This is a genomic window from Amycolatopsis lexingtonensis (assembly GCF_014873755.1).
In the GTDB taxonomy this organism is placed as follows: Bacteria; Actinomycetota; Actinomycetes; order Mycobacteriales; family Pseudonocardiaceae; genus Amycolatopsis; species Amycolatopsis lexingtonensis.
In genome coordinates, this window is the sequence record NZ_JADBEG010000001.1 from 310,386 (window position 1) to 332,041 (window position 21,656).

Consider the following 21,656-nt stretch of genomic DNA (forward strand, 5'->3'; position numbering starts at 1 on the left):
GACGGGGCGGGAAGCTGGGGCGGGCCCGGCGGCGGCAGCGCGCGGGCCCGCCCCCGGCGAGGAACCGGATGCGGCGAGGCGAGGGGGCCGGGCTAGACCGCGGCGCCGATCAGCTCCGCCTCGGCCTCGGTGCCCTGCTCGACCGGCTCCTGAACGGTCCCGGCGGAGTCGTCGTCATCGGTGGGACCGGTCGCGATGTCGCTCTGGCCGTCCGTGACCGCGGGGTCGACGTCGCCGACCACGGCGGTGAGGTCGTCGGCGGGGTCCTCGACGTCGGCGTGCTCGGAGCCGTCGCCGTCCGGGGCCCCGGCACCGTCGGCCTCGTCACCCCCGGCGGTCGTGCCGCCGTCGCTCGTGGGGTCGGTGGCGAGGTCGCCGAGCTGCGCGGCGATGACCTCCTGCTCGGTGTCCGGGTTGATCACCTTCCGCTCCACGTCGGAGGCGGGGTAGCCCCAGCTGATGATCGCGGCCATGTACGCCTGCGCGGAGCCCCACGGGCTGCGCCAGGTGTTGCGGGAGAGGTCCGCCTCGATCGCGCAGAGGGTGAGGAACAGGTCGTAGAGGGTGGCTTTCCCCGCTGTGGGGGCCTTGGCGACCTTGTCGGTCAGGTCGGCGAGCGTGGCCCCGTCCTGCAGACCGAACAGCGTCCTGGCCAGCGGGTGGTTGCGTTCGAACGCGCGCCGCAGCGCGTAGCCGCCGTGGGCTTTCTGCAGCGCGAGGAACAGTTGCGCGCCCTTGGGTGCGGTGCTGCGCTGCACCAGCGCGGCCAGCCATTGCCGGCGCGGTCCTGCGGAGGCGTCCCAGTTCTTGTTGTTCTGGATCACCCACTTGCGAATGATCCGCGCCTTCTGGCGCTCGAGTTCGGCGGCGGCGTGGGCGGCACGGGCTGACGCGACCCCGTCGGCCTGCTCGGCTGCCTCCTCGTCGTCGGACGATTCGTGGTCGTCGGATGTGCCGGTGCCGGTGGGCACGAGGGTGAAGTCCGCGCGGCCGGCCGGGGCGTGGCTGAGGGCGTGGCCGTGGGCGAGGAAGTCGGCGCAGCCGTAGACGGCCACCGGGATCTGGTTGCCCTGCTCGTCGTAGTGGTCGGTCTCGATCCAGGCGCCGTGCCCCGGGCAGGACGCGTGGTCTTCGGCGGTCAGCTCGGTGTGGGGCTCGTGTTCGGGGGTGGGGCGCAGCCGGTCCAGCGAGCGGGCGTCCCCGGTGTTGTCGGGCAGGCTCTGGTCGAAGATCGTGACGCCCGCGGTGGTCAGTTCCTCGGTGAGGTCCTCGGTCAGGGCCGCGAGCCGCTGCTTGTCCGCGCGTTCGGTGCGCTTGCGCGCGGCGAGCTGGGCGAAGTTGTTCGGCGCCGTACGCGCGGTGAGGATGAGCTCGTTCGCCGTGTCGGTGTCGCCGGCCTCGTCGAACTCGGCGATCACCGCGGCCTGCAGCAGGTCGAGGTCGTAGCGTTCGGTGGCTTCGAGCGCCAGCTCGCTCTGCCCGGCCTGCAGGACCTTCTCGACGTAGGCTTTGCCCTGCTTGCCCAGCGCGAGCTTGCGGGCGATTCCGGCGGGCTTGAGGTTGAACGCGGCGAGCTGCTGGAAACCGCGGGCCTTGTCGGCCAGGGTGAGCCCGCGGCGGACGTCGTTCTCGATCAACTGGCGGACGATCCGCTCGATGGTGGCCTTGCGTTCGTCGGCCGGCGGCGGGGTCTTCATCCAGATCGGCAGCTTGATGCCCGCTGCACGGCAGTTGTTGCGGCGGCGCTGGCCTTCGGTGATCATGATGATGCCGGTGTCGTAGTCGCGGTAGCCGTTGACCGCCATCACGATGCCGTGGGCCCTGACGTTCGCCGTCGTTTCCTCGTCGGCCTCGGCGTTGTCGGTGCGCACGTTCTCTGCGTTGAGCACCTCGTCCGGGTCGACCCAGACGATGGTGTCGATCTCGGCGTCCCACTGCGCGTGCAGCGCCGCGCGGTCGGTGTCGGACAGCTCGTCGAGCGGCGTCTCCTCGACGTCGGTCGAGGACGTGTCGTTGTCGGCGGTGGGGACACCGTCCAAGTCGGACGGGTGGAGGTCGGTGTCCGGTGTGGCCGTCAGCTTGTTGGTGTCGCGCTGGGTGGGCAGATCCATCGTGCTGGTCACGAACGGGCTCCTTCACACGGCCGGCCGGTCACCGGAGATGAATCCGGTGACCGGCCGCGAACCCCGCACCGCCTTCTTCTCCATCACCGCGTCGCGGTGGAGAAGAAGCGGAGTGCGGGTGTCCCGGTCGGGACGCACTCGCCCGAGCGGGGCCGCCCGCGTCGGCGGCAAGCCCGCCCCGTCCTGCTCATCCGCGCCAATGTCGTGATCGGGCGGGCTTCCGCCGATGCCAGGCTCCGCTAGAGTGCGTCGGCCCGACCGAACACCCACACCCGCCTTCTCACCGCAGTAAGACTCTTGTGATTGAGCGCTTAAGTTAGCCAGTGGAGAACGGTTGTTGGCCAGTCGGGTGGTCAAGCTGCCCCGGTGCTTCCTGCCATCCAACGCTCTGTCATGCCGATGAGCGGACCACATCTGACGCAACTCTATGGCATCTTTTCGGCTATTGGCCGACTGAAGAATATGACCAGGTTCCTGCTGCGTTTAACTCTTTGCGCTGTTTAGACCAGACGTGCGAGCCACCCACGGGTCGCTTCCTGGGAGTACCGGTCTCCGATACGTTGATAAAGGGTCAACGCCCGACCGAACAACTCCCGTGCGCGATCGTTGTCCGACTCGCGAAACTCCAGCTCGCCGAGGCTGTGCAGGCAGTTGGCCTCACCCAACACGGAGCCGACACGCTGGTAGAGCGGTAGCGCCTCACCGAACAGCTCCCGTGCGCGATCGTTGTCCGACTCGTGAAACTCCAGCTCGCCGAGGCTGTGCAGGCAGTTGGCCTCACCCAGCACATCTCCGACACGCCGGAAGAGCGGTAGCGCCTCACCGAACAGCTCCCGTGCGCGATCGTTGTCCGACTCGCGAAACTCCAGGCTGCCGAGGTTGCGCAGGCAGTTGGCCTCACCCAGCACGGAGCCGACACGCTGGTAGAGCGGTAGCGCCTCACCGAACAGCTCCCGTGCACGGTCGTTGTCCGACTCGTGAAACTCCAGGCTGCCGAGGTTGCGCAGGCAGTTGGCCTCACCCAGCACGTCGCCGACACGCCGGTAGAGCGGTAGCGCCTCACCGAACAGCTCCCGTGCGCGATCGTTCTTCCCCCGTGTGGTGTACAGCGTCCCAAGGGCTGAGGCGGTGTCGGCTCGGGTGCGTGGCTCGAGGTCGGAGCCAAGAGCCTCCCGGGCGAGCTGGTCATCGCCGAGACCGGTGAATCGTTGAAATACCAGCAGCCCTCGCACCAACGATGCAAGGTCAGGATCGTGGGGCAGCCTGGCTTGGACCACCTCCACGAGGTTGGTGAACTCAGGCACCACCGTATCCACTGTCCGAGCACCGGCCGGGCCGCCAACCCCGCCGGCCAGCTCGGCAAGGGCCTGCACACGCGCGACGAGCTGAGCCAGCGCTGCCGGCTCCGGCGGGTGGTGCACGGCTATGTGGCGGCGGATCGGGGCCAGGCAACGCTGCCGCGGAGGATCACTGTGCAGCAGTGCCCGGCTGCCCAGTTCGACCACGCCCGCAGCGAGTTCGTCGGGCAGGTAAAGGCCCGGCCGGTCTCGTGGCCAGCCGTCGGGCAGCAGCGCCGCCAGCGACAGCGCGGTGCGGGCGTCCGGGCCGAGCCGGTCCCAGGACAGTTCGATCGACACCGGCAAGCTGGAAGTCCGGTCCGGATGGCTGGCGTGGGCGATCAGGTCCGTGCGTTTGGTCCGCCAAGCCGACATCAGCGTGCCCAAGCCGACTTCGGTGCGAGCCAGGGTGGCCAGCAGCGTGATCGCCAGCGGCACCCCGTCCAGCTCCGCCACCAGCAGCTCGACCATCGAATCGCCGCGATGCCGGTCGCCGGCGACCGCGGCGAACACCTCGAGTGCGGCGGCGGAGGAAAGCGGCCCCAGCACGATCTCGGCCATGCCGGTCAGACCGACCGGGGCGCCCCCACCGCGGTAGCCGACGCCCAACACCGCGGCGTCGGCGCGCACCTGCACGACCAGCTCGGCCGCGCCCGCAGGGTCGGCGTCCGAAAGTGTCTCGAAATTGTCCAGTACCAGCACACAGGGCGTCTCACGCAGGAACGACAACACCCGATTCCGCAGGTGCTCACCCGGAACGACGCCGAGCGCAAGAGCCATCTTGTCCACCACGGCACTGGCCGACTCGGCGCCGTCGCAAGACACCACGAACCGGCGTGCCCCGTAGGAGGTGATGATCGCCGGGTCAGTGATCGCGCGGCCGAGCACCGTGGACTTCCCGATTCCGGGCCCGCCGGCGATCACCACCGACCGGCCCGCGGTCCACGCGGCCACCACGTCCGCCACCTGGGTGTCACGGCCGACGCACAGCTCGACCGTCGGTGGTGGCAGAGGCTCAGCAGGCGAAGCCAGCGCAGGTAACCACACATTTGCGCCCGGTCCGGCGACGATTCCGCCAGGCCTGGCCACCAGATTGTGGTCCCCGACGACGTTGCCGTCGCCGGCTGTGACCGCGCCGCCGATGCTCCCGGCTTGCAGCACCAGCTCGGTGTTCGCCAAGTCGGTAATGGAGTTCGTCACCGGCGCGGCTCCTGCCGCGGGCGGAGGCTCCGCGTGCCCGGCTCGCAGCAGGCCATAGGCCGACAACCCCAGCCCCAGCACACCGCACACGGCCCCGACCACGCTGCCGATCTTGTCCGCGGTCTCCAACCCGACCCACACGGCGCCACCACCGGCCGCAGCCGTCGCAGCGCCCGCAGCAACCCAGGGAACCCAGCGACGGTGAGACACACCGACATCATCGTCCATCACTTCCCCGACGTAACGCCCCTACACCCCGAAAGCCAAGAAACCACCAGCATCCACCCCAACGCACTCTCATACCGCCGAGCGTGGGCTCCAGTCAGTCCCAGTAGTTGAAGAGCACCTCACCCACATCGGCCGGAGCCCAGTACTTTAGGTCGGCCGGGTCATACCCCGGCCACGTCCGCGCGTCGAACGGTCCGGCCAGATCGGCGGGCGTCAGTACCCGGAGCGCCGAGAACTCCGCCAGCACGGCGACCAGTTCAGGAGCGTCGACGAACGTCAGCGGCCCCGCGTCGACCGCCGTCTCATCGATAGCCCGTGGCTCGGCAACCGCCACGACCGGCTCGATCCGGTCCCTGGTGCACACAATCGACAGGCGGTAGCCGCCGTACTCGAGGACGCCCTGGTGGAAGTTCGGCGTAACACCGTCGGCAATCCGGAACTCGACGACCCGGCCGCCGGTGCGCCGGGCCGCTTCGTGGCACGCCCGGCGGAACTCGCGGAGGTAGATCATCGCGCGACCGTACCGGCTCAACGAAAGTGCACATGACGAATTTTCGGGCCGCCGGCCCCGTGCCGAGCGTGGAACCGCGTAGCCAGCGACGCACGCACATGCCGATGATCGGACGGCGCCGCGTCGCGGGGGATCGGTGCTGCTCGCCGCTACGGGACGACCGGCTTGTGGTTGCCAGGTCACGACCGCCGGAAAAGTGGGGCGTGCCACCTCGGACGGTTCATTGTCCGGTGATCGCGAAACTGCCGTCGAGCTTGGCCACCAGGTTCACCGCCAAGCCGGGGGCGAGGTCGTGTGCCCATCGGGTGGCCGCGTCCAGGAAGCCAAGGAGGTCCGGGCGACGCACCCACGCCGGAGACTCTCCCCGCGGCGCGCGACGGAGCTCGATCAACACTTCCGGAGCATGCCCGATCACAAGCCCGGTTCACCAGCAAGACAGGTCCAGTACGGTCGGTTCGAGCGGACCCTGATCACACCTGTTGATCACCAAAAGCGCCGAGAACGACGACCATCCGCGGTCAGCTGGCACCACCAAAGCCAACTGACCGAGCCGCGATCGCTCACGCCGCTGCATAATGGCGCAATGCTGACGACGTTTCGGCCACGATGGGTGTTGGCCTGGTTCTCCGCTGTCGTGAGCGGGGTCGCCGGAGGCGTCGTGGCGTTCGCGGCCCGCTTCGCGATGGGGTTGGTGTGGTCCGACGATCGGGTAGCCGGTCCCGTGGGTGCCATGGTGGTGGCGGCGGGCCTAATCGTGCTGCTCGTCTTGGTGCGGGTTCGCCGGCGACGGCTCAGCGTCACCGAGAGCGGCCTTGTCGCGCATCGAGATGGATACCGAGTCAGCGTGCGCTGGGACGATTTCGAGCAGGTCGTCACTAAACGGATGGGACCGTTCACGATCGACGTGCTGACCTTCCGCGCCGGTCACGTCGAACCGTCGTCGCGGCACCCGGTTCCGCGGAAGGTGTTCGCGGTTGGCGCGGACCGCATGATTCAGATCGGTGCTTACGACGTGCGTTGGCGTGACGGCCTGGTCGGACAGATGACGGCGCGGGTGACCGATCGGTAGTCGCCTGACGCAGGGCTGCCGAAGGCAGAGTGCCGGCCGCGCAATGAGGACGGCTACAAGCCCGACGGTTTCGCGCCGGCGGTCTTGACGAGCGGTACTCCGCACCGGTAGCTCCCCGGGCCGGCAGGCCAACACGAGACAAGGCGGCGTCTCCCCTCGCCCCTCCTGCACCGCTCTGCCCGGCGGCACCGACGCTGTTTACCGGCCAAGGGCGCCAACAGCCGCGGCCGGGGCGTCATCACCGGTTCCAGCGGGGCGGACCAGCGGGCGAGCACGATCAGTAGCGCCAGTTCGAAGACTGCCATCACTCGCTCCACCAGCCCGGTCGCCACGGCCGGCAGGTGCTCGCTGAGCAGGACGTTGGCGTCTACTCCGAACTGATCACCTGGCCACCACGCAGAAGGCAACCCGGACAACAAGATCAACCTCTTCGATAACGCCGGATTCGTGGCGCCGGTGGCATGGTCGGCCTGTGCGGCGCGCCGTGTCGATGCGTCAGCTCTCACACGAGAGCACCGTCTTCGGGGCGATTGCAGTCGACATAAGTACCAGGACCCACCGCTGATTCTGACCGGTGCCAACGGACTGACACCTTGCGCGGCCACCCGATCGCCGCGCCGAGGCACAACAAAGACCGCGCCAGCCGCGCGTCGTACGCAAGAACTGGCCGATGCGAACCGAGAATGCTCCTCGGCGCCAGCGAGCCCGCAGGCCTCACTTCGCCGGCTTGACCGCGACGCCGACGTGGGCTCAACGCCTGTTGCCGCACCCATCACGTCCGAGAAAGAGCACTCGATGACCAGCCCTGACAGCACTCCCCGACTCGCCCACACGGACCCCGGAACCTCGACAGGGACGAGGTCGGCCAGTACCCACTCCACGATGTGGCGCCGGGCCAGTCTCGGGCTGGTCACAGTCGTGATACTGGCCGCGACCGCGGGCTGCAACCTCGGCCACGCAGCCACCACCGCACCCACGAACTCCGCGAACCCCTCGACCGTGCCCGGGTCCGGATTGCCGGCCGGGGACGAGTCCGCGTCGATGCCCGCGCCGGGCGCCTGCAAGCTGGGCAGCCGGGACGGCCAGCCACTACCCGACCCGAACTGCACCCCCGGCGCGGTAAACCCCACAGTCAACCAAGCCAACATCGACGACACCATCTGCAAGTCCGGCTGGACCAAAACCGTGCGGCCCCCGACGTCGAGGACGAACCCGATGAAGGCCGCCTCCGCCCGTTCCTACAACGTCCCGCCCGGCGAGAAAGGCGAATACGATCACCTGGTCAGCCTCGAACTCGGCGGCGCCCCCGATGACCCACGCAACCTCTGGGTCGAACCCGGAACCATCCCCAACCCCAAGGACGCCGTGGAGAACAAGCTCAACCAGGCCGTCTGCTCCGGCCTGATCTCGCTGGTGACCGCACAGAAGGCGATCGCCGCGGACTGGGTGACCGCCTTCGACGACACCGGCCTGCGCGTAGCCGGCGGCAAAGTATGCCTGCGCGACAACCCAGCCAAATGCGTCACCAGCCGACACGGCGACCAGGACGGCAACTAAGACAACAGCGACACCAACCCACAACCCCCGGTCCGGTCAGGGCAATCGAACGTCCGAAATTGCCGATGAGAAGCCGTTCACCGATTCACGTGCACAGAACCTTCTTGGGTGCACCGAACCACTCGCGTGGCTGCGATCGAGACGACCATGCGACGATGACGGCCGTGAACCCGCAGCAGTTCCGCGCCGTCATCGCCGCCGGTCCGCGCAACCACGCGGTCATCGCTGTGCCATTCGCCCCGGACAAGACGTGGGGCGCCAAGGCCGACCATCCCGTGGGCGGCACGATCGAGGGTAGGCGGGTCCGCGGGAGACTGTCGCCGATCGGCGGCGGATGGCAGTTGACCATCACGCCGATGTGGCTGCGCGACACAGGCGTCACGATCGGCACCGAGGTGACCGTCGAGCTGGCCCCGGAAGGTCCCCAGCGGGAGGACCTCGCCGACGACATCGCCGACGCACTGTCCGGCAACCCCGCCGCCGCTGCCTTCTTCGACACGCTGGCGCAGTTCTACCGCAAGGCCTACCTCAGCTGGATCGATGCGACCACCCGCCGTGATTTCGGCAAGTCGAACTGGCCCCGGTTCGGCACTCTGATTTGGCCCCACCGCGGGCGACACGTTCAGACGCGTTCGCTGCCCGCTGCGACCGTCTAATGTGCGGTATCTCCCGAGGCAGGGGGCAACAGTTCGCGCCAGCGGCGCTCCAGCTCCTGCCGCGCTGGGGCGGCGATCTCGTCGTCGCCCGACAGATGCCAGTAGTTGGCTCGACGTTCGGACAGCTCGGCTAGCCGGAACCGGGTGAAGAACTCCTCGCCCTCCCCGGTGAGGAAAACCGTGGATGCCTCCGGACCGGCTGGATCGGAGGGCTGCTCGGAGACCAATCCGAGCCTCAGTGCGGCGTCGAGGTGTTCAGAGAGTCCGAGCAAGCTCCCGAAGTGCGCTGTGATGTCCCCATCGGGGCGTGCGGCGCCCTTGATGATCGCCAGGACGTGGGTCGGGCTCAACACGTCGTCACTCTCCGGGGTCCATCGCAGCAGCCGCAGAGCGGGCCGCTGAGGTTAGAAGCGGGGGGCAGGCGGTTGGTGCGGGGCCGAGCGATGACTCGAGGCTGGTGAAGACGCGGCCGTCGGCGAGCTGGAACTCGATGTAGTCAGGTTCGTGGAAGGCGGTCACCGTGGCTGGACTGCCTTCGGGCAGATTGAGCTCAGGTTCGTCGTCGAGGAACACGACCTGGTCGCCAACGTTCATGCGCTCATGATGCCAGGCTGGCGGGCTGTGCTGGGCGGGAGTCAGCTCGCTCGTGGGGTGCGGCGGCGTTTGGTGGTGCGCAGCCGGAACGACTCGGTGCCGGTCTCGATGATCGAGGCGTCGAACGTCAAGCGATCGACTCAGCTAGTGCCCGAACCGACAGGCCTTCCACCCGGGCATCCCGCCGGATCAGCGCGAACAACTCCACCCTGGACACCATCCCGGCTCCCACGCGGACGGCCCCTCACCGGCACTGTCCACCCAGGACCCTCAACTCGACCCACCGACTCGCACGTCACGAGCAGGAATTCGCCCGATCGGTGGGGCCCGCCGCTGTGCAACGTGAAGGGGTTGCACCCCGCGGGTGGAGTTCGTCGCAACACAGGTCAGCACGCAGACCGGCACCCACATATCTGGGCGCGCGCCTACCAAGATGCCCGGTCGTCATCAGTTCTCCCGCACTCGATGCGTGCGGACGTCGAGCCGACGGGCACGGCTACCAGCGGCGCCACTCGACCGCGCGGCCGGCCCACGTCTGCGGGTCCTGGGCGAGGCCGACCACTACGTCGTGGTCGTTCATGCCGATCGCCGCGCTGTAGTCGGCTCCCGGAATCGCGCCCAGGTCGGACACCCGCCCGGCCGGATCCCAGAACGCGGCGTGCTCTGCGCGGCCGGCGGTTTCGGCCTGGCCGATAATCGCGCCATGATCGTTGATGGCACGGGCCAGGCTCCGGCTTCCGCCGGGCAAGGTCCCCAGGTCCGTGGGATGGTCGTGGCGATCCCAACGGATCACGTGCGTCACTGTGCTGGGCACCTCGAACGCCGCAGTAGCGACGATCACCCCGGCTGCGTTCATTCCGGCGGGAACCGTGGATTTTGTGCCGAACGGCTGCCCGAGATCGGTCAGCTGCCCTGACCGGTTCCAGTAGACGGTGTTGTGGCAGTCGCATGAGGCTTGGTCGGGGCGGTCAGCGATGCCCAGGATCTTGCCCGATCGCGAGATCGTCTCAGCCCAGTTCAGCCGGCCACCGAGATCGGGTAACACGGTGATGCGGCCGTGCCGATCCCAGGTCACTGCGCGGCTCTGCCCGGGTTCGAGATCGGCGCCACCGGTCACCAGTCCAGTGTCGTCGATGTCCGAGGCTGAGCTGGAGACCGATCCTGGCAGCGAATCCAGTTCGGTGATCCGGCCCGGGCGTTCCCAGCGAACAGCACGGCTCTTGCCATCGAGATCAGCACTGGCACCGACATGGGTTCCGGCCCGGTTGGCCGCTCCGACGAAGCTGAACCTGCCGCCGAGGGAGGGCAGGACGACGACGCGTTCTCGGTCCCACAGAACAGCACGTGTGACCCCGTCGGTGTCGACCGCTTGCCCCACCACCGTCCCGTTCTCGTCGATCCCCGCCACCGTGGTCGTGGTATCCGATACCGTCGGCAGTTCGACAATCCCACCTCCGGGCGGCCACTTGACCGGCAGTGCCTCCGGCCCGCCGCCCGGCCGGTTACCGAAGTAAACATTGCCAAAAGCGGTGCCGTCGTCGGCGACCACCAGCGCGGCGCTGCTCGTGGTGCCGGGCAACTCCGGTAACTCGAGCAGCCGCCACGCCGGGATCGCCCCGGCATCGGCGCTGCCGCTGCTCAGCCCGCTGACGGCCGCAGCTGCAACGACAGCAACAGCCACCCGGACACGGACCCTCCATGCGCACGTACGTTGTCGTACGGACACGATCCCTCCCTACGTCTGGGCACCTTTCTCCAAGCTGACAGAAAATTCAGGCTCAGGAATAGGGAACAAAGTCCCTTTCCGGCAAGGGCGTCGCTGCCGCCTCGAACCTTGGACACAGCCGTACGCCAGTCTCGGGCACCGCGATACGCTTGGCCGGAATCGCAACTGCGCAGTTGCGTCTGGATCCCTTCCTTGATCGCGTTGACCTTGTCAGCTAGTCAGAAGTGCGGTCATTTTGAACAGCACCAAGAGTCGTGTTTTGCGACCCGGGCGCATCATGCAGCTGCCGATCGTCGACCTTGACTCGATCCCGGTGTTCGAGCCCTCGGTCGCGGCGAACATCGTTGTGATCTCCACCCGTGGACCGGCTCTGCGACGAGGCCAGCACGATCCCGGACCGCCGTAGCTGCGCCCGATCCCCGGGCCGACCTCGCGATATTGCCCAGTCGCTGCGCTTCAACGGGCTCCAACGGCCGCGCAAACACCCAGGCGCAGGTGCCATGACTCACCTGCAGCGGCAAGCCTCGCGGTCACCAGCCCAAATGTCCACGCGACACGATTACAACGTCAACCTTCCTTGCCAAGGCGCTAGGTTCGCGTGCAGGTCAAGTCAGGGCTTGACTTGGACGTCCTGGAGGCGCTGGCGAACCTCGGCGCCCCGGTAGGGATAGCCGGTCTCGTCATAGACAGCGGCCGCTTCCTGCCATGAAACGATCGCCTCTGCGGTGTGGCCAAGGTCGTACAGGCAGGCGGCGAGGATGACCAGCGGTTCCGCGACGGTCTCATCGCGGTGAAGCGGTATGCTTCGACCGATGGCAATTGCATCCCGGCACAACGCAACGGCCTGCTCCAGGTCTCCTAGTTCTTGCCGGATGCGCGCCAATTGTGTTAATGCCCACGCCTCGCCATCGAAGTCGTCGGCTTGGCGACGCAAGCGAAGATTCCGTTCGGCGTACTTGAGCGCGAGGCGAAGATGACCAAGGCCGAGGTGGGCTGTACTGAGCGCGCCGTTCACCAAGGCTTCCATGCGGGTAGTCCCGACCTCCCTGGTGAGAGGCAACGTCCGATTGAGCCACCGCAAGGCTTCGGCAAACTTTCCCTGCTGGACCAGCAGATTACTGTGTCCGTGCAGAGCTTTGGCAAGCAATCCGCGGTCGTCCAGTTGCTCGGCCAGTGTGACCGCTCGATCGAAGTCGATCCGGCTCTTCTCCCACCGCCCTGAATACGTCTCCGCTTCTCCGCGGATGAGGAGTAGAACCGCTTCTTGAACACGGTTACCGACTCGTTGTGCAGCGGCGATCCCGGCGGTGTAGCAGTCTATTTTTCTATCCCCAGCGCCTGAAGCGAGGAAGCGGCAGGCGTGGGCCAGGGGGACGGTGTGGTGATCGAGCTGGCGATCGGCGGCGTGCTGCAATGCGGCCAAGATGTTGGTGCGTTCGCTGGTGAGCCAGGCCCAGGCCTCATCGTGGCTTGAGAAGCTGTGCGGGTGGCTGGGTTCGGCCACAACCGCCGGCATCTGTGTTCGCAGGTGGAAAAAGTACTGGTCGGCGGTGCAGACGGTGTGGGTGTACCAAGCCAGAAGGGATTCAAGCGCCTGATGCCGGTCGCCGGAAGTGTCGTGGTGGTGGGCTTGGCTGGCGGCGTAGGCACGCAGTAGGTCGTGGAATCGGTACCGTCCACCCGCGGCGGGTTCGATCAGGTGAGCACTCACGAGAGCGGCCAGTAGCGGGCGAGTCTCGGCGGGAGACCGTTTGGCTACCGCCGCAGCTGCAGGGAGGGTCAGGTCAGGGCCGGGATGGAGTCCAAGGCGCCGGAACAACCGTGCTTGTTCGGCAGGGAGTTGTTCGTAGGACCAGTCGAACACGGCGCGGACCGCGGCGCGCTCGTCGCCGGTTTCGCTCAGGATTTCGAGGCGGGTGTGGTCGTCCGCCAGTTCGGCGACCACGTCGGCGACGCTCAGGTGAGGATGGGCGGCGGCGCGGGTAGCAGCGATCCGCAGCGCCAGCGGCAGCCGTGCGCAGAGCCTGATCAGCTCCCTGACGGCGTCGGGTTCGGCGGCGGCTCGCTGGTCGCCGAGTATGCCTGTGACCAGGGTGAGTGCCTCGGGCAGGTCAAGCAGGTCGAGGGTAAGTCGGTGGGCGGCGTCGGTGATGACCAGCCCGGTGAGGCTGTCGCGGCTGGTCACTACGACCATGCAGCCGGGAGAGCCAGGCAGCAGCGGCCGGATCTGCTCTGGGCTGCGGGCGTTGTCCAGCACCATCAACACCCGCTTGCCCGCCAGCAGTGACCGCAGCAACGCCGATTGGTCCTCCAGCTCACTGGGGATGGCGCGGGCTGCAATCCCGAGCGCGCGCAGGAATCCACTGAGTGCGTCGCTTGGGGTGACGGGAGCTCCGGGGCCGTAGCCGCGCAGGTTGACGTGCAGCGTCCCATCCTGGAATCGGTCCTGGATCCGGTGGGCCCAATGCAAGGCGAGGGTTGTCTTGCCGATCCCGCCGGCTCCATCGACGGCGGTGATCACGACCGCCTGGGCATCCAGCCTGTCGCGCTCGAGGCGGCTTTCCGAGTCGTTCCAGTCGAGGGCGGTTGGGATCAAGGCGTCGAGGGCGGTCAGGTGCACGGCCCGGCCCGTGAAGTCCCGTACTGCCGCCGGCAGCTGTCGCGGCACGACCCTTCCCGGGCTGGGGAAGGGATGATCGACAACTGGCCTGACACCGCGCACCGGTGGGTCAGGTGGGTAGGGATGGTCCGGCAGGGTGAGCCAGCCCGTGGTGTCGACTTCTTTCACTGCGATGGGGACGGGGCGCCAGGTGGCGGGCGCGGCGGCCGGCGTGTGGCGGATGACGTCGTCGAACAGCACGTCCGAGGCGATCACCGCTAGAACGCCCGGCGACCTGGCCAGTGCTGTCTTCAGCGCCGGGGCGTCGCACAGCCGGAATGTCCGGATCAGTGAGGCGGAGGAGACACCGTGGATGTCGTAGCCGACCTCTCCGGCGTGCAGGGCCAGCCGCAGCCGGATCCGCTGTGCCTCGGGGTGGGTGTCGTTGTGCACTCGCAGACGCATCACCAGCGTCGGCAACGCCATCTCAAGGAATGCCGTTTTGTCCGCCTCGGCTGGCGCAAGCGCGACGACGGCGTCTCCTCGCATTTCGCGATAGCAATCATCCCATTGAAGTCCTGCCGCGACGAAAGCCGCTCGCATGACCGCATCGAGCCCGATGCGTACTGCCTGTAGATGCGGACCCGTCCGCCGCTGGTCCCCGAACCCCTCGATGTCGGCCACCACGATCAAGTGATGCCGCGAACCCAACCCCAGTTCCGCTGCCATCACCCACACTCCATCCCCGTTTACGCACCGTATGACCACCATCCCAGTTACGGAACACGTGGGATAGGGCTAAGTGGGGCAGCGGTGGCAAGCCGCAAATAGACGTCCTGCAATGCCGACTGGCGGATGGCAGCATGAAATGGCGTCCGGAGTAGGTCGAGGTGTCCGATCAGGTCTTCTCTTCAACCCGCCGCACGTCGGTGACTGGGCCCGAGAGACGGGCCACCGCGTACGAGAACCCTGTCGGATCCAGCTCTCCGTACCGCACGACGGGCAGCGCAGCCGGTACTCGCCGCTCCCGCTGGTGGGATGCGGAAACCATTCCACTTCCAGGAAGCGCTGTGCTCGCCGCCGGTCCGCGCAGGCGCCGGGTCAGCTCGGCCGCCGGCTTGTCGAGGGCCTCGGCGTGCTCGACTGTGTGCAGGGCCCGGTGAGGTGCGGGGGAGTTCATGCCTGGCGGCTACCCCGTCCGCTGCGGGTCAACCCGCGTCCCAGGTCGCTCTCGCGTGGCTCACGAACTCGGCTCGGCCGCCCGCCGTGATCCGCGTGCGGTAGCAGTCCAGTACCGCCTCGAACCCGGTCGCGTGCAAGACGTCGCGCATCGTGGGCCGATCACCCGTCACCACCCGCAGGCGCGCGGCCGCTGCGCGGTGGTGGGCCGCCCGCACTTCGCGGGCGGCCCACCACCGGGAGGAACGACAGCTGCGACAGGTCCAGCACCAGCACGTTGGGTTCGCTCGCCAGTTCCTCGCCGCGCCGGCCTGACCGAGCTTCGGCGCGGTGCCCAGCGTCCAGTTCACCGGAGAGGACGAGGACGACGACGCCGGGCTCGGCCCGCGTCCGCGTGACCTGGAGCCGCTCCGGCTGGAAGGAGCCGGTCCTGGGGCAGGCACCGTCCTCGGACGAGGATACGACGTACCGGAGCGGCCACCCCGGTGCCGGAACGGCACACCGGTTCAGGCTCGCATCAGGATGAAGTCGCCGTGGCCGCCGTAGCCGAGGACATCCTCGGCGTACTGCGTGCCGTCGAACGTGGGCAGCCACCACCGGTTGCCGATTCGCACGAGCATCGGGTGCGGGATGTTCGTGCCGTACGGCGCGTTCAGTGTGCCCAGCTTGCGCAACTGCAGGTCGTAGACGGGGTATTCGCGGGCGTCGCCGTCGCTGGCGAACAAGTACCACCGGCCGCCTACCCGCTGCAGGATCGTGCCTTCGGTCTGGTCGACTGATGTGTCGGCGCCCAGCAGCGTCAGGTCGTGGTCGTAGTCGGCGCCGCGCGGCGCGGCCGCGAGCGCGGGGTGGAACACAAACGATGGCTGCTGTGCGGGGCTTTCGACGAACGCGATGTGCCACCGCCCGTTGATCCGGGTCAGCGCGGGGTCCCATGAACTGACCGTGGTCGGCAGCGGGAGCTGCCGTGTCGGCAGGACGTGCACGCCGGAGAGCACGTTCTCGCGGGTGACGGTGTGCCGGACGTGGACGCCGGTGAAGGAGAAGTCGCCCCAGGAACTCATCAGCAGGATGAACCGGTCGTCGTCGACGACGATCTGCCCGGCGTGGTCGCCGAGCACGACGCCGTCGCGGGCGAAAAACAGCGTCGCGACCTGTTCCAGCTTCGTCGGGTCCGCCAGGTCGAGCGTCCACACTGCCCAGTGCGCCTGCTGGAAGAAGCCGAGCCCGGCGTTGGTCATGGTCAGGTAGAGCTTGCCGTCGCGGAGGTAGGGGCGGCCGTCGGCGTACTGCACGACGTGCGGGTCGCGCACGCCGGCCTGGCCGAAGTAGCCGGCCCGCACCCGGCCCAACTGCGCCGGGCCGCGGCTGCCGTAGGCGTAGCCAAGCTTGCCCAGCACCGCCGGGTCGCGCAGGTCGATCCGCGCGCGGACCTGGTCTCGTTCGGTGAGCAGCGGCCGCCAGCCGGTGCCGGTGTCGGCCAGCACCGTCACGGCGTTTTCGTTGATGACAACAGCGAAGCCGAACGCTCGCGGCAGGGCCGCCGCCGCGGTCTTGACGACGGCGGTGCCGTTCACGGTGGTGATTTCGATGCCGGCCTGCCCGGCCGCGGGGTCGTAGGTGCCGAGCACCGAGACGCCGTTCCCGGCCAGCCCGGCGACCACGGGCGCGCCCGCGTCGAGCACGTCGACGGTCACCGTCCCGTAGGGCGCTTTCGGCCGGACACCGGTCTTGATGAGGGCGCCGGGCCGGGCCGCGGTGTCGACCTGGACGAACTTCGGGGCGATCAGGGCGAAAGGTCGGAACTGTTCCGTGACGGAGAACTTCAGGGAGAGCGGGTCGGTGCCGGCGGCTTCGGCGGTCCCGCCGAGCAGGCTCGTGGTCACCCCCGTCACCCCCAGTGCGGTGAGGGCACGCAGCACGTCGCGTCGATCGAAGTCGGTCACCTGTGACCTCCGAGTGGGGACGGGTCGGGTACCCCAGTTTGCGACGTGGCATGCCACGTTGCAACCGGTGCTGGAACTCGGCTCGGGCCTGCTGGGCGCGCCGTTCCGGCAAAAGAAGGCACCGGTGAGCGGACGGACGGCCGAAGTGGCGTGCCCCCGGCCGTCCGGCCTGGCGACCGGGTCGATGTGCGCCGGTGCCGCGATAGCGTCGGGCTGGCGGGAGGGCACGGCGTGGAGTCGGTGACAGCGCGGAGCGGGGCTACGGGCGGCGCTAGCGTGGGCTTCCGGATGGGCTCGACCGGTTCGCGCCGGATGCGGTTGACCTGGCGCTCGCGCGGCGGGCTGCGCGGGCGGCATCGACGCCGGCCTGCCAGCGGCTCCACCGGCGCCCGGCCTGGCGGGCTTTGAAGTGCGCGATGTTGTTCGCAGGGATGCCGACCGGTGCCGGGCCCAGGACCGCGAGCAGGTCGGACTCTTCCTGGGAGTGCCAGCCCGCGGCGGCAATGGGCTGCTCGTCAGGGATGACGTCCGCGACCCGGTCCACGGCCGGGTCCAATGTGGATTCCTGGGTGCCGCCGTAAGAATAGATCCACCAGAAGTTCCGCGGCGGATTCGGCTCGACCAGCTCCCGGAACGCCGCGACTTCTTTGGTGTAGGCATAGAACCGGGTTCGCTGCCGGGCGCGCATGACATCCAGCCACGCGGACAGGTAGGCACGGGAGTAGAAGTCGCCGCTGTCGTGGATCCGCACCCACGCGTCGATAAAACGCTTGTGCGACAACTCGTCCAGCATCGCGTGTTTCCAACCGGGCAGGTCGTCCAGAGTCCAGCGCAGGTTTTCCTGGTGCCGGGCCTTCACCTGAGGGAAGAGGTAGGTGCCGTTGTACTGGTAACCCCGGGAATTGGAGGTTGCGGAGTTGGTCGGGAGCAGGGCAGATGCCGGGTGCCGGCACCTGCCCTGGACCATCGCTCGGACTACTCGGGCAGCGGGAGGTGGCCGACCACCTTCTGACCGACGAATGCTGACTTCCGCAGCGCCTGGTAGGCGTACTCGCGCATCGATTGCTCGTAGGCAGCGATCGCGTCGAGCAGCGTCGCGTCGCCGTCGGCCGCGGCCAACAGGTGGTTGCCGAGGACGTGGGCGTCACGCAGTGCTGTGTTGGCGCCGATGCCCAGTGCCGGGCTCATCGCGTGGATGGCGTCACCCATGACGGTCACGGTCGACGATTCCCATGGGGCGATCGGCACGCAGCTGCGGACGGCGAGGGCTTGCACTGTGGCGGTGTCCCAGAGCCGGGCGATTTCCACCAGGGCGGGGTGCCAAGTGCTCAGCCGTTGCAGCACGTAGGCTTTTAGCTTGTCCGGTCCGGCGCTGAACAGATCGGCGTCGGGGAGCATGTGTTCCGCCGTCGAGTTGAAGATGCTCAGCGCGTAGTTCTCGCGTGCTTCCTGCTGGAACTCGGGGTCCTGCTGGGTGACCAGAGGTGAGCGCGGGTTGGTGCGTTCCAGGGGGCCCAGGGTGAGGCCGGTGTAGTCGCTGTCGTAGGCCATGGAGAACGCGTTGTACAGCTGAGCCGGGAGCTTCGCCTTGGTCTCTTCGGTGAGGGGGATCTTGGCGGCGATCGATCGGGCACCGAGATCGGCGACCCGGACCTGCGGCAGCCGTTGGGCTCGCACGGCGGAATTGATGCCGTCCGCGGCGATGAGCACGTCGGCCTCGGCCGTGCCGCCGTCCTCCAGCAGCACGGTGACCGTCGAGCCCGGGTTGCTCCGGTAGCCGGTGACCTTCGCGCCGAAGTGCACGACCTCTTCGAGGCCGAGGAAAAGGATTCGGCGCAGGGTGGAGCGGCACACCGCGAGGTGTTCCGGGATCTCGGTGGGTACTCCGGTACCTGTGGACGCGGCCTTGTCGCGGGGTGGGCGCAGGTTGAGTTGTTCGTCGAAGAGCAGCATGTCATCGTCGGGCATGCCGCAGGTCGCCAGGAACAACTCCCACAACCGCGGTTCCAGGGCGGCGTGCAAGGCAGAGGTACCGGTCGAATTGATGTGCACGCGGTACCCGGCCTCGCGTGCCGAGAGGCCGTTGTCGCGCTCGTAGACGGCGACCTGAATGCCGTGACGGTGCAGATAGTGGGCCAAAGTCAAGCCGGCCAACCCGGCGCCGGCGATGACGATACGTGCTTTGGACACAGTGCTCCCAGTGCATAGTCGCGTACTCGGAACACACCGGGCCCTACCAACAAGCAGGGAGGTTGCGCGGCCAGGGAACTTGCCACCGGGCAGCGACCCGGACTACCAACCGGGTTGCAGTTTCGTGTGCGTCTCCATTCTAGCTACTGATCCGCACGGTGCGCAGTGTGAGGATCCACTCTGACCGTACTTGTTGACAAGCGCGCTGACTTCTGGTCGGCGCAGCCTCCGAGCATTGATGCCGACAATCAACGCGGGTGACGGAGTCGCTGATTATCGAACTAGCATCTGCAATTTGTCGCCATATCTGGTTGCCGGACGGGAACCGCGAAGTTCCGCGGAGACCGTAAATCGAGCGGTGTAACTCCCGATCATGGAAGTGCACCTGATGACCGAAATGATGTCCGGCGTGGAGAACGCTGAGGACTCGAAGCCCGAGACCGGCCTGGACGAGCAGCTCGTGGCGCAGCTGGTGAGCGGCGCCAGGGCCGGAGGGCTGGCGCTGATCGGCGACGGCGGGTGCTGGCGAAGCTGACCAAGCGGCTGCTGGAGTCGGCGCTCGAGGGCGAGATCACCGACCACCTCGGCTATGACAAGCACGACCCGGCCGGCTGCGGGACCGGCAACTCGCGCAGGCGGCACCCGCTCCAAGACCGTGCTCACCGACGTCGGTCCGGTCCGGATCGACGTGCCGCGGGACCGGGATGCCAGCTTCGAGCCGAAGATCGTGGCCAAGCGGCAGAAACGCCTGGGCGGCGTGGACGAGGTGGTGATCTCCCGGGCCGCGAAGGGCCTGACGACCGGGGAGATCTCGGCGCATCCGGCCGAGGTCTATGGCGCCGAAGTATCCCGACAAACTCTCTTCGTGGCCGTTGCTGCCGCTTTGCCACGGGAACAACGCCCCCGCGCCGCCGACCTCGCGAGCCAGCCGCCGGGCCTGGGGCAGCCTGCGGTAGCGGTACAGCAGCAGCGCGCGGGTCAGTTCGGGGACGCGCGGGTTCGGCAGGGGAAGACGTGCAGCTCGTCCCAGAAGACGTGCCCGCGGTAGCCCTCGCCGTGCAGGCCGCGGGCGGGCACTCCGGCGTCGAGGTCGGCGGTGTGCTGGGACAGGGTCTGCGCGAGGTGGAACAGGTGCACGTTGACCGCGCGGCGCGCATTGTGTTCTTGTCCGTCACGGGAGTCGAGGCCGGCCGACAGGTGCAGTCGCTGCCACACGTGCCGCCAGGCCTGCCTCCACGTCGACTGACTGATCACCCGCACGTGCTTCAGTTGCCCGGAGACGCTTCCGGCGGAGGTTGCCCTCATTGACTGAACACCCTCACTGGACGCGTCTCAGCTGGTCGTTGTCAGGACTTCCCGTTCTTCTGTCGTCTGGCTCGACGGGCGATCGTCGCCGGGTCCTCGATCCTGGTTGTGTCGTCCCATGGCGAAATGGTCGGCATCGTCAGCAATGCGTCCGTAGCTCGTTGTGCGGCGAGCGCCTTGATCAGCTCTGCGGTCGCCGCGTCCGGCCGGCCGGCTCCTCACGCTCGCGCCGCCCGAGTCAACCGCAGGCGACTTCAAGCAGTGAGCTTCCGGACAACCGGGGGAAGCTCAATGCCCAGCGGATCTGAGCTGTCGGTGAGGTTGACGTCTGGGTGCGGGCGACGGCGGGGCCGCGAGACTCGATCAGGTTCAGCTACGCCCGCCTGAAGAACTTCTCGACCAGCGCGGCTGATCGCTTCTGCAGCTGAGTTCCTGCCGAGGCGCACATCCGCCGCTGCAGTTGATCCGATGTTGATCAAGTCGGGTTCGCGCGGCTGTGAACGACGGTGCTGTATAACGACCTGCACGGCCAGGCTCTTGGACGCTATCAGTGCTGACCTGGAGAAAGCATCGCGTCGAACGCGTGTTCTATTCTCTGTTAGGTTGTGTTCGTCCGATGGCCAGGAAAACAGGGAGACGCGGTGGCTTGGTTGGTGCGCGAGTGAGCCAGCGGCCGCGAGTGGAGAGTGGGCGACAGCGACCTCGCCTGGGAGATCGGCGGCTACGACACTGCTCGGTTCGAACTTCATGTCCTGGATGAGGGAGTCCTCCGAATACCGGACGGGAAGCCGAACCTGGCGTCGAACGAGATACCGTCACCGGATCCTGTGGGAGTCCGCTCGCGGCTTGATCGCTGATTTCAGCACGCTGTTTCCTCAGGACGTCGTGGGTGCGGCACCTGCGCTGCCGCACCCACGACGCAATGTCAACTCGTGCTCTCCGGCTCGCTGTTCATAGCCGGAGCGGACTTGCTGCTCAGCAGCGCAAATCCGCTGATCGTCATCAAGCCGTCGAGCACGAGCGGCCCGATCGCCGCAGCGATCGGATCGTAGTGCCAGGCGGTCGTCCTTGACGACGTGCCTGGTCGAGGTGGACGCGGATCTGTTCGACGGCATCTGCCTGCGGTGTGATCGTCATCGGCGCCTCGCCGCCGGGGCGGTGAGCAGGCTGGTGATGGCGTCGGTTGGCGGACTGTGCAGCGATGCTTCGCCCCAGCCGAGCTTGAGCGCGTTGAGCGCGCCTTTGACCGCGTATTGGGTGAGGCCGGTGGTATGGGCGAGCGCGCGCTGGGTCGGGCGTCGCCGTCCGTCCTGGTGGGCTTGCTCCAGCTCGTGGCGGACCAATCGGATGGCGGCGAGGTGCTCGTAGCTCACCGGGTCGCCGTGCGCCTGGATCTTGGCGGCGGGTGTCGAGCGAGATGGGACGTCAGCCGGCCC

16 protein-coding genes and 3 pseudogenes are annotated in these 21,656 nt (G+C 67.8%); 4 read left to right on the plus strand and 15 right to left on the minus strand.

Going from position 1 to position 21,656, the window contains the following annotated elements; all coding sequences use genetic code 11:
* Positions 1-92 precede the first annotated feature (92 nt).
* From H4696_RS01480 to H4696_RS01495, 5 genes and pseudogenes are all read right to left on the minus strand, one after another.
* Positions 93-2,123 (minus strand): ParB/RepB/Spo0J family partition protein, encoded by a 2,031-nt coding sequence (locus tag H4696_RS01480; RefSeq protein ID WP_192781994.1) that lies wholly within the window; start codon positions 2,121-2,123, stop codon positions 93-95.
* 187 nt (positions 2,124-2,310) lie between these two features.
* Positions 2,311-2,403: pseudogene (locus H4696_RS51455) on the minus strand (MYXO-CTERM sorting domain-containing protein); the annotation flags it as partial.
* A gap of 220 nt (positions 2,404-2,623) precedes the next feature.
* Positions 2,624-4,801: a tetratricopeptide repeat protein gene (locus tag H4696_RS51080; RefSeq protein ID WP_192781995.1), complete on the minus strand. Its 2,178-nt coding sequence runs from the start codon at positions 4,799-4,801 to the stop codon at positions 2,624-2,626.
* Positions 4,802-4,982: 181 nt separating this feature from the next.
* Positions 4,983-5,399, minus strand: a complete 417-nt coding sequence (locus tag H4696_RS01490; RefSeq protein ID WP_086864170.1) for a hypothetical protein — start codon at positions 5,397-5,399, stop codon at positions 4,983-4,985.
* Positions 5,400-5,619: 220 nt separating this feature from the next.
* Positions 5,620-5,793, minus strand: a complete 174-nt coding sequence (locus H4696_RS01495) for a hypothetical protein (protein ID WP_158104410.1) — start codon at positions 5,791-5,793, stop codon at positions 5,620-5,622.
* A gap of 9 nt (positions 5,794-5,802) precedes the next feature.
* Between H4696_RS01495 and H4696_RS01500 the strand changes: the two genes are divergently transcribed.
* From H4696_RS01500 to H4696_RS01510, 3 genes are all read left to right on the plus strand, one after another.
* Entirely contained in the window at positions 5,803-6,468 is a 666-nt protein-coding gene (locus H4696_RS01500) for a hypothetical protein (protein ID WP_143265354.1), read from the plus strand.
* A gap of 882 nt (positions 6,469-7,350) precedes the next feature.
* The gene (locus H4696_RS01505) at positions 7,351-8,025 is read left to right on the plus strand and encodes a hypothetical protein (protein WP_086864167.1); all 675 of its coding nucleotides are present in this window, start codon (positions 7,351-7,353) and stop codon (positions 8,023-8,025) included.
* A gap of 155 nt (positions 8,026-8,180) precedes the next feature.
* Complete coding sequence (locus tag H4696_RS01510) at positions 8,181-8,681, plus strand: DUF1905 domain-containing protein (protein WP_086864166.1); 501 nt, start codon at positions 8,181-8,183, stop codon at positions 8,679-8,681.
* Here H4696_RS01510 and H4696_RS01515 read toward each other — a convergent pair.
* The 8 genes from H4696_RS01515 to H4696_RS01545 form a co-directional block, all read right to left on the minus strand.
* A complete protein-coding gene (locus tag H4696_RS01515; protein ID WP_086864165.1) occupies positions 8,678-9,034 on the minus strand; it encodes a hypothetical protein in 357 nt (118 codons plus the stop codon). The genes H4696_RS01510 and H4696_RS01515 overlap by 4 nt on opposite strands.
* A 4-nt stretch (positions 9,035-9,038) precedes the next feature.
* A complete protein-coding gene (locus H4696_RS01520) occupies positions 9,039-9,275 on the minus strand; it encodes a hypothetical protein (protein ID WP_086864164.1) in 237 nt (78 codons plus the stop codon).
* A 496-nt stretch (positions 9,276-9,771) separates the two neighbouring features.
* Positions 9,772-10,956, minus strand: a complete 1,185-nt coding sequence (locus H4696_RS51085; protein ID WP_086864163.1) for a hypothetical protein — start codon at positions 10,954-10,956, stop codon at positions 9,772-9,774.
* A 655-nt stretch (positions 10,957-11,611) separates the two neighbouring features.
* Positions 11,612-14,329: an ATP-binding protein gene (locus H4696_RS01530; protein ID WP_086865641.1), complete on the minus strand. Its 2,718-nt coding sequence runs from the start codon at positions 14,327-14,329 to the stop codon at positions 11,612-11,614.
* A gap of 479 nt (positions 14,330-14,808) precedes the next feature.
* Positions 14,809-14,931, minus strand: a complete 123-nt coding sequence (locus H4696_RS50620; protein ID WP_264086308.1) for a hypothetical protein — start codon at positions 14,929-14,931, stop codon at positions 14,809-14,811.
* 354 nt (positions 14,932-15,285) lie between these two features.
* Complete coding sequence (locus H4696_RS01535) at positions 15,286-16,725, minus strand: hypothetical protein (protein WP_192781996.1); 1,440 nt, start codon at positions 16,723-16,725, stop codon at positions 15,286-15,288.
* Positions 16,726-16,996: 271 nt separating this feature from the next.
* Complete coding sequence (locus H4696_RS01540) at positions 16,997-17,692, minus strand: GP88 family protein (RefSeq protein WP_158104452.1); 696 nt, start codon at positions 17,690-17,692, stop codon at positions 16,997-16,999.
* Between the two features lie 8 nt (positions 17,693-17,700).
* The gene (locus H4696_RS01545; protein ID WP_192781997.1) at positions 17,701-18,915 is read right to left on the minus strand and encodes an FAD-dependent monooxygenase; all 1,215 of its coding nucleotides are present in this window, start codon (positions 18,913-18,915) and stop codon (positions 17,701-17,703) included.
* A 388-nt stretch (positions 18,916-19,303) separates the two neighbouring features.
* On the opposite strand from H4696_RS01545, the pseudogene H4696_RS01550 reads away from it, so the two are divergent.
* Positions 19,304-19,777, plus strand: a pseudogene (locus tag H4696_RS01550) (transposase); the annotation flags it as partial.
* A gap of 54 nt (positions 19,778-19,831) precedes the next feature.
* Here the strand turns inward: H4696_RS01550 and H4696_RS01555 are convergent.
* Together H4696_RS01555 and H4696_RS01560 are read right to left on the minus strand one after the other, a co-directional pair.
* A pseudogene (locus tag H4696_RS01555) lies at positions 19,832-20,220 on the minus strand (hypothetical protein); the annotation flags it as partial.
* A gap of 1,133 nt (positions 20,221-21,353) precedes the next feature.
* Positions 21,354-21,593 (minus strand): hypothetical protein, encoded by a 240-nt coding sequence (locus H4696_RS01560; RefSeq protein WP_143265270.1) that lies wholly within the window; start codon positions 21,591-21,593, stop codon positions 21,354-21,356.
* Positions 21,594-21,656 lie beyond the last annotated feature (63 nt).

Excerpts from the sequence above, each read along its gene's own strand:
- H4696_RS01490 (WP_086864170.1), bottom strand. The coding sequence starts at position 5,399 with ATGATCTACCTCCGCGAGTTCCGCCGGGCGTGCCACGAAGCGGCCCGG.
- H4696_RS01500 (WP_143265354.1), top strand. The coding sequence starts at position 5,803 with ATGCCCGATCACAAGCCCGGTTCACCAGCAAGACAGGTCCAGTACGGT.
- H4696_RS01505 (WP_086864167.1), top strand. The coding sequence starts at position 7,351 with ATGTGGCGCCGGGCCAGTCTCGGGCTGGTCACAGTCGTGATACTGGCC.
- H4696_RS01510 (WP_086864166.1), top strand. The coding sequence starts at position 8,181 with ATGACGGCCGTGAACCCGCAGCAGTTCCGCGCCGTCATCGCCGCCGGT.
- H4696_RS01520 (WP_086864164.1), bottom strand. The coding sequence starts at position 9,275 with ATGAACGTTGGCGACCAGGTCGTGTTCCTCGACGACGAACCTGAGCTC.
- H4696_RS01530 (WP_086865641.1), bottom strand. The coding sequence starts at position 14,329 with ATGGCAGCGGAACTGGGGTTGGGTTCGCGGCATCACTTGATCGTGGTG.
- H4696_RS50620 (WP_264086308.1), bottom strand. The coding sequence starts at position 14,931 with ATGCGCGACGTCTTGCACGCGACCGGGTTCGAGGCGGTACTGGACTGC.
- H4696_RS01540 (WP_158104452.1), bottom strand. The coding sequence starts at position 17,692 with ATGGTCCAGGGCAGGTGCCGGCACCCGGCATCTGCCCTGCTCCCGACC.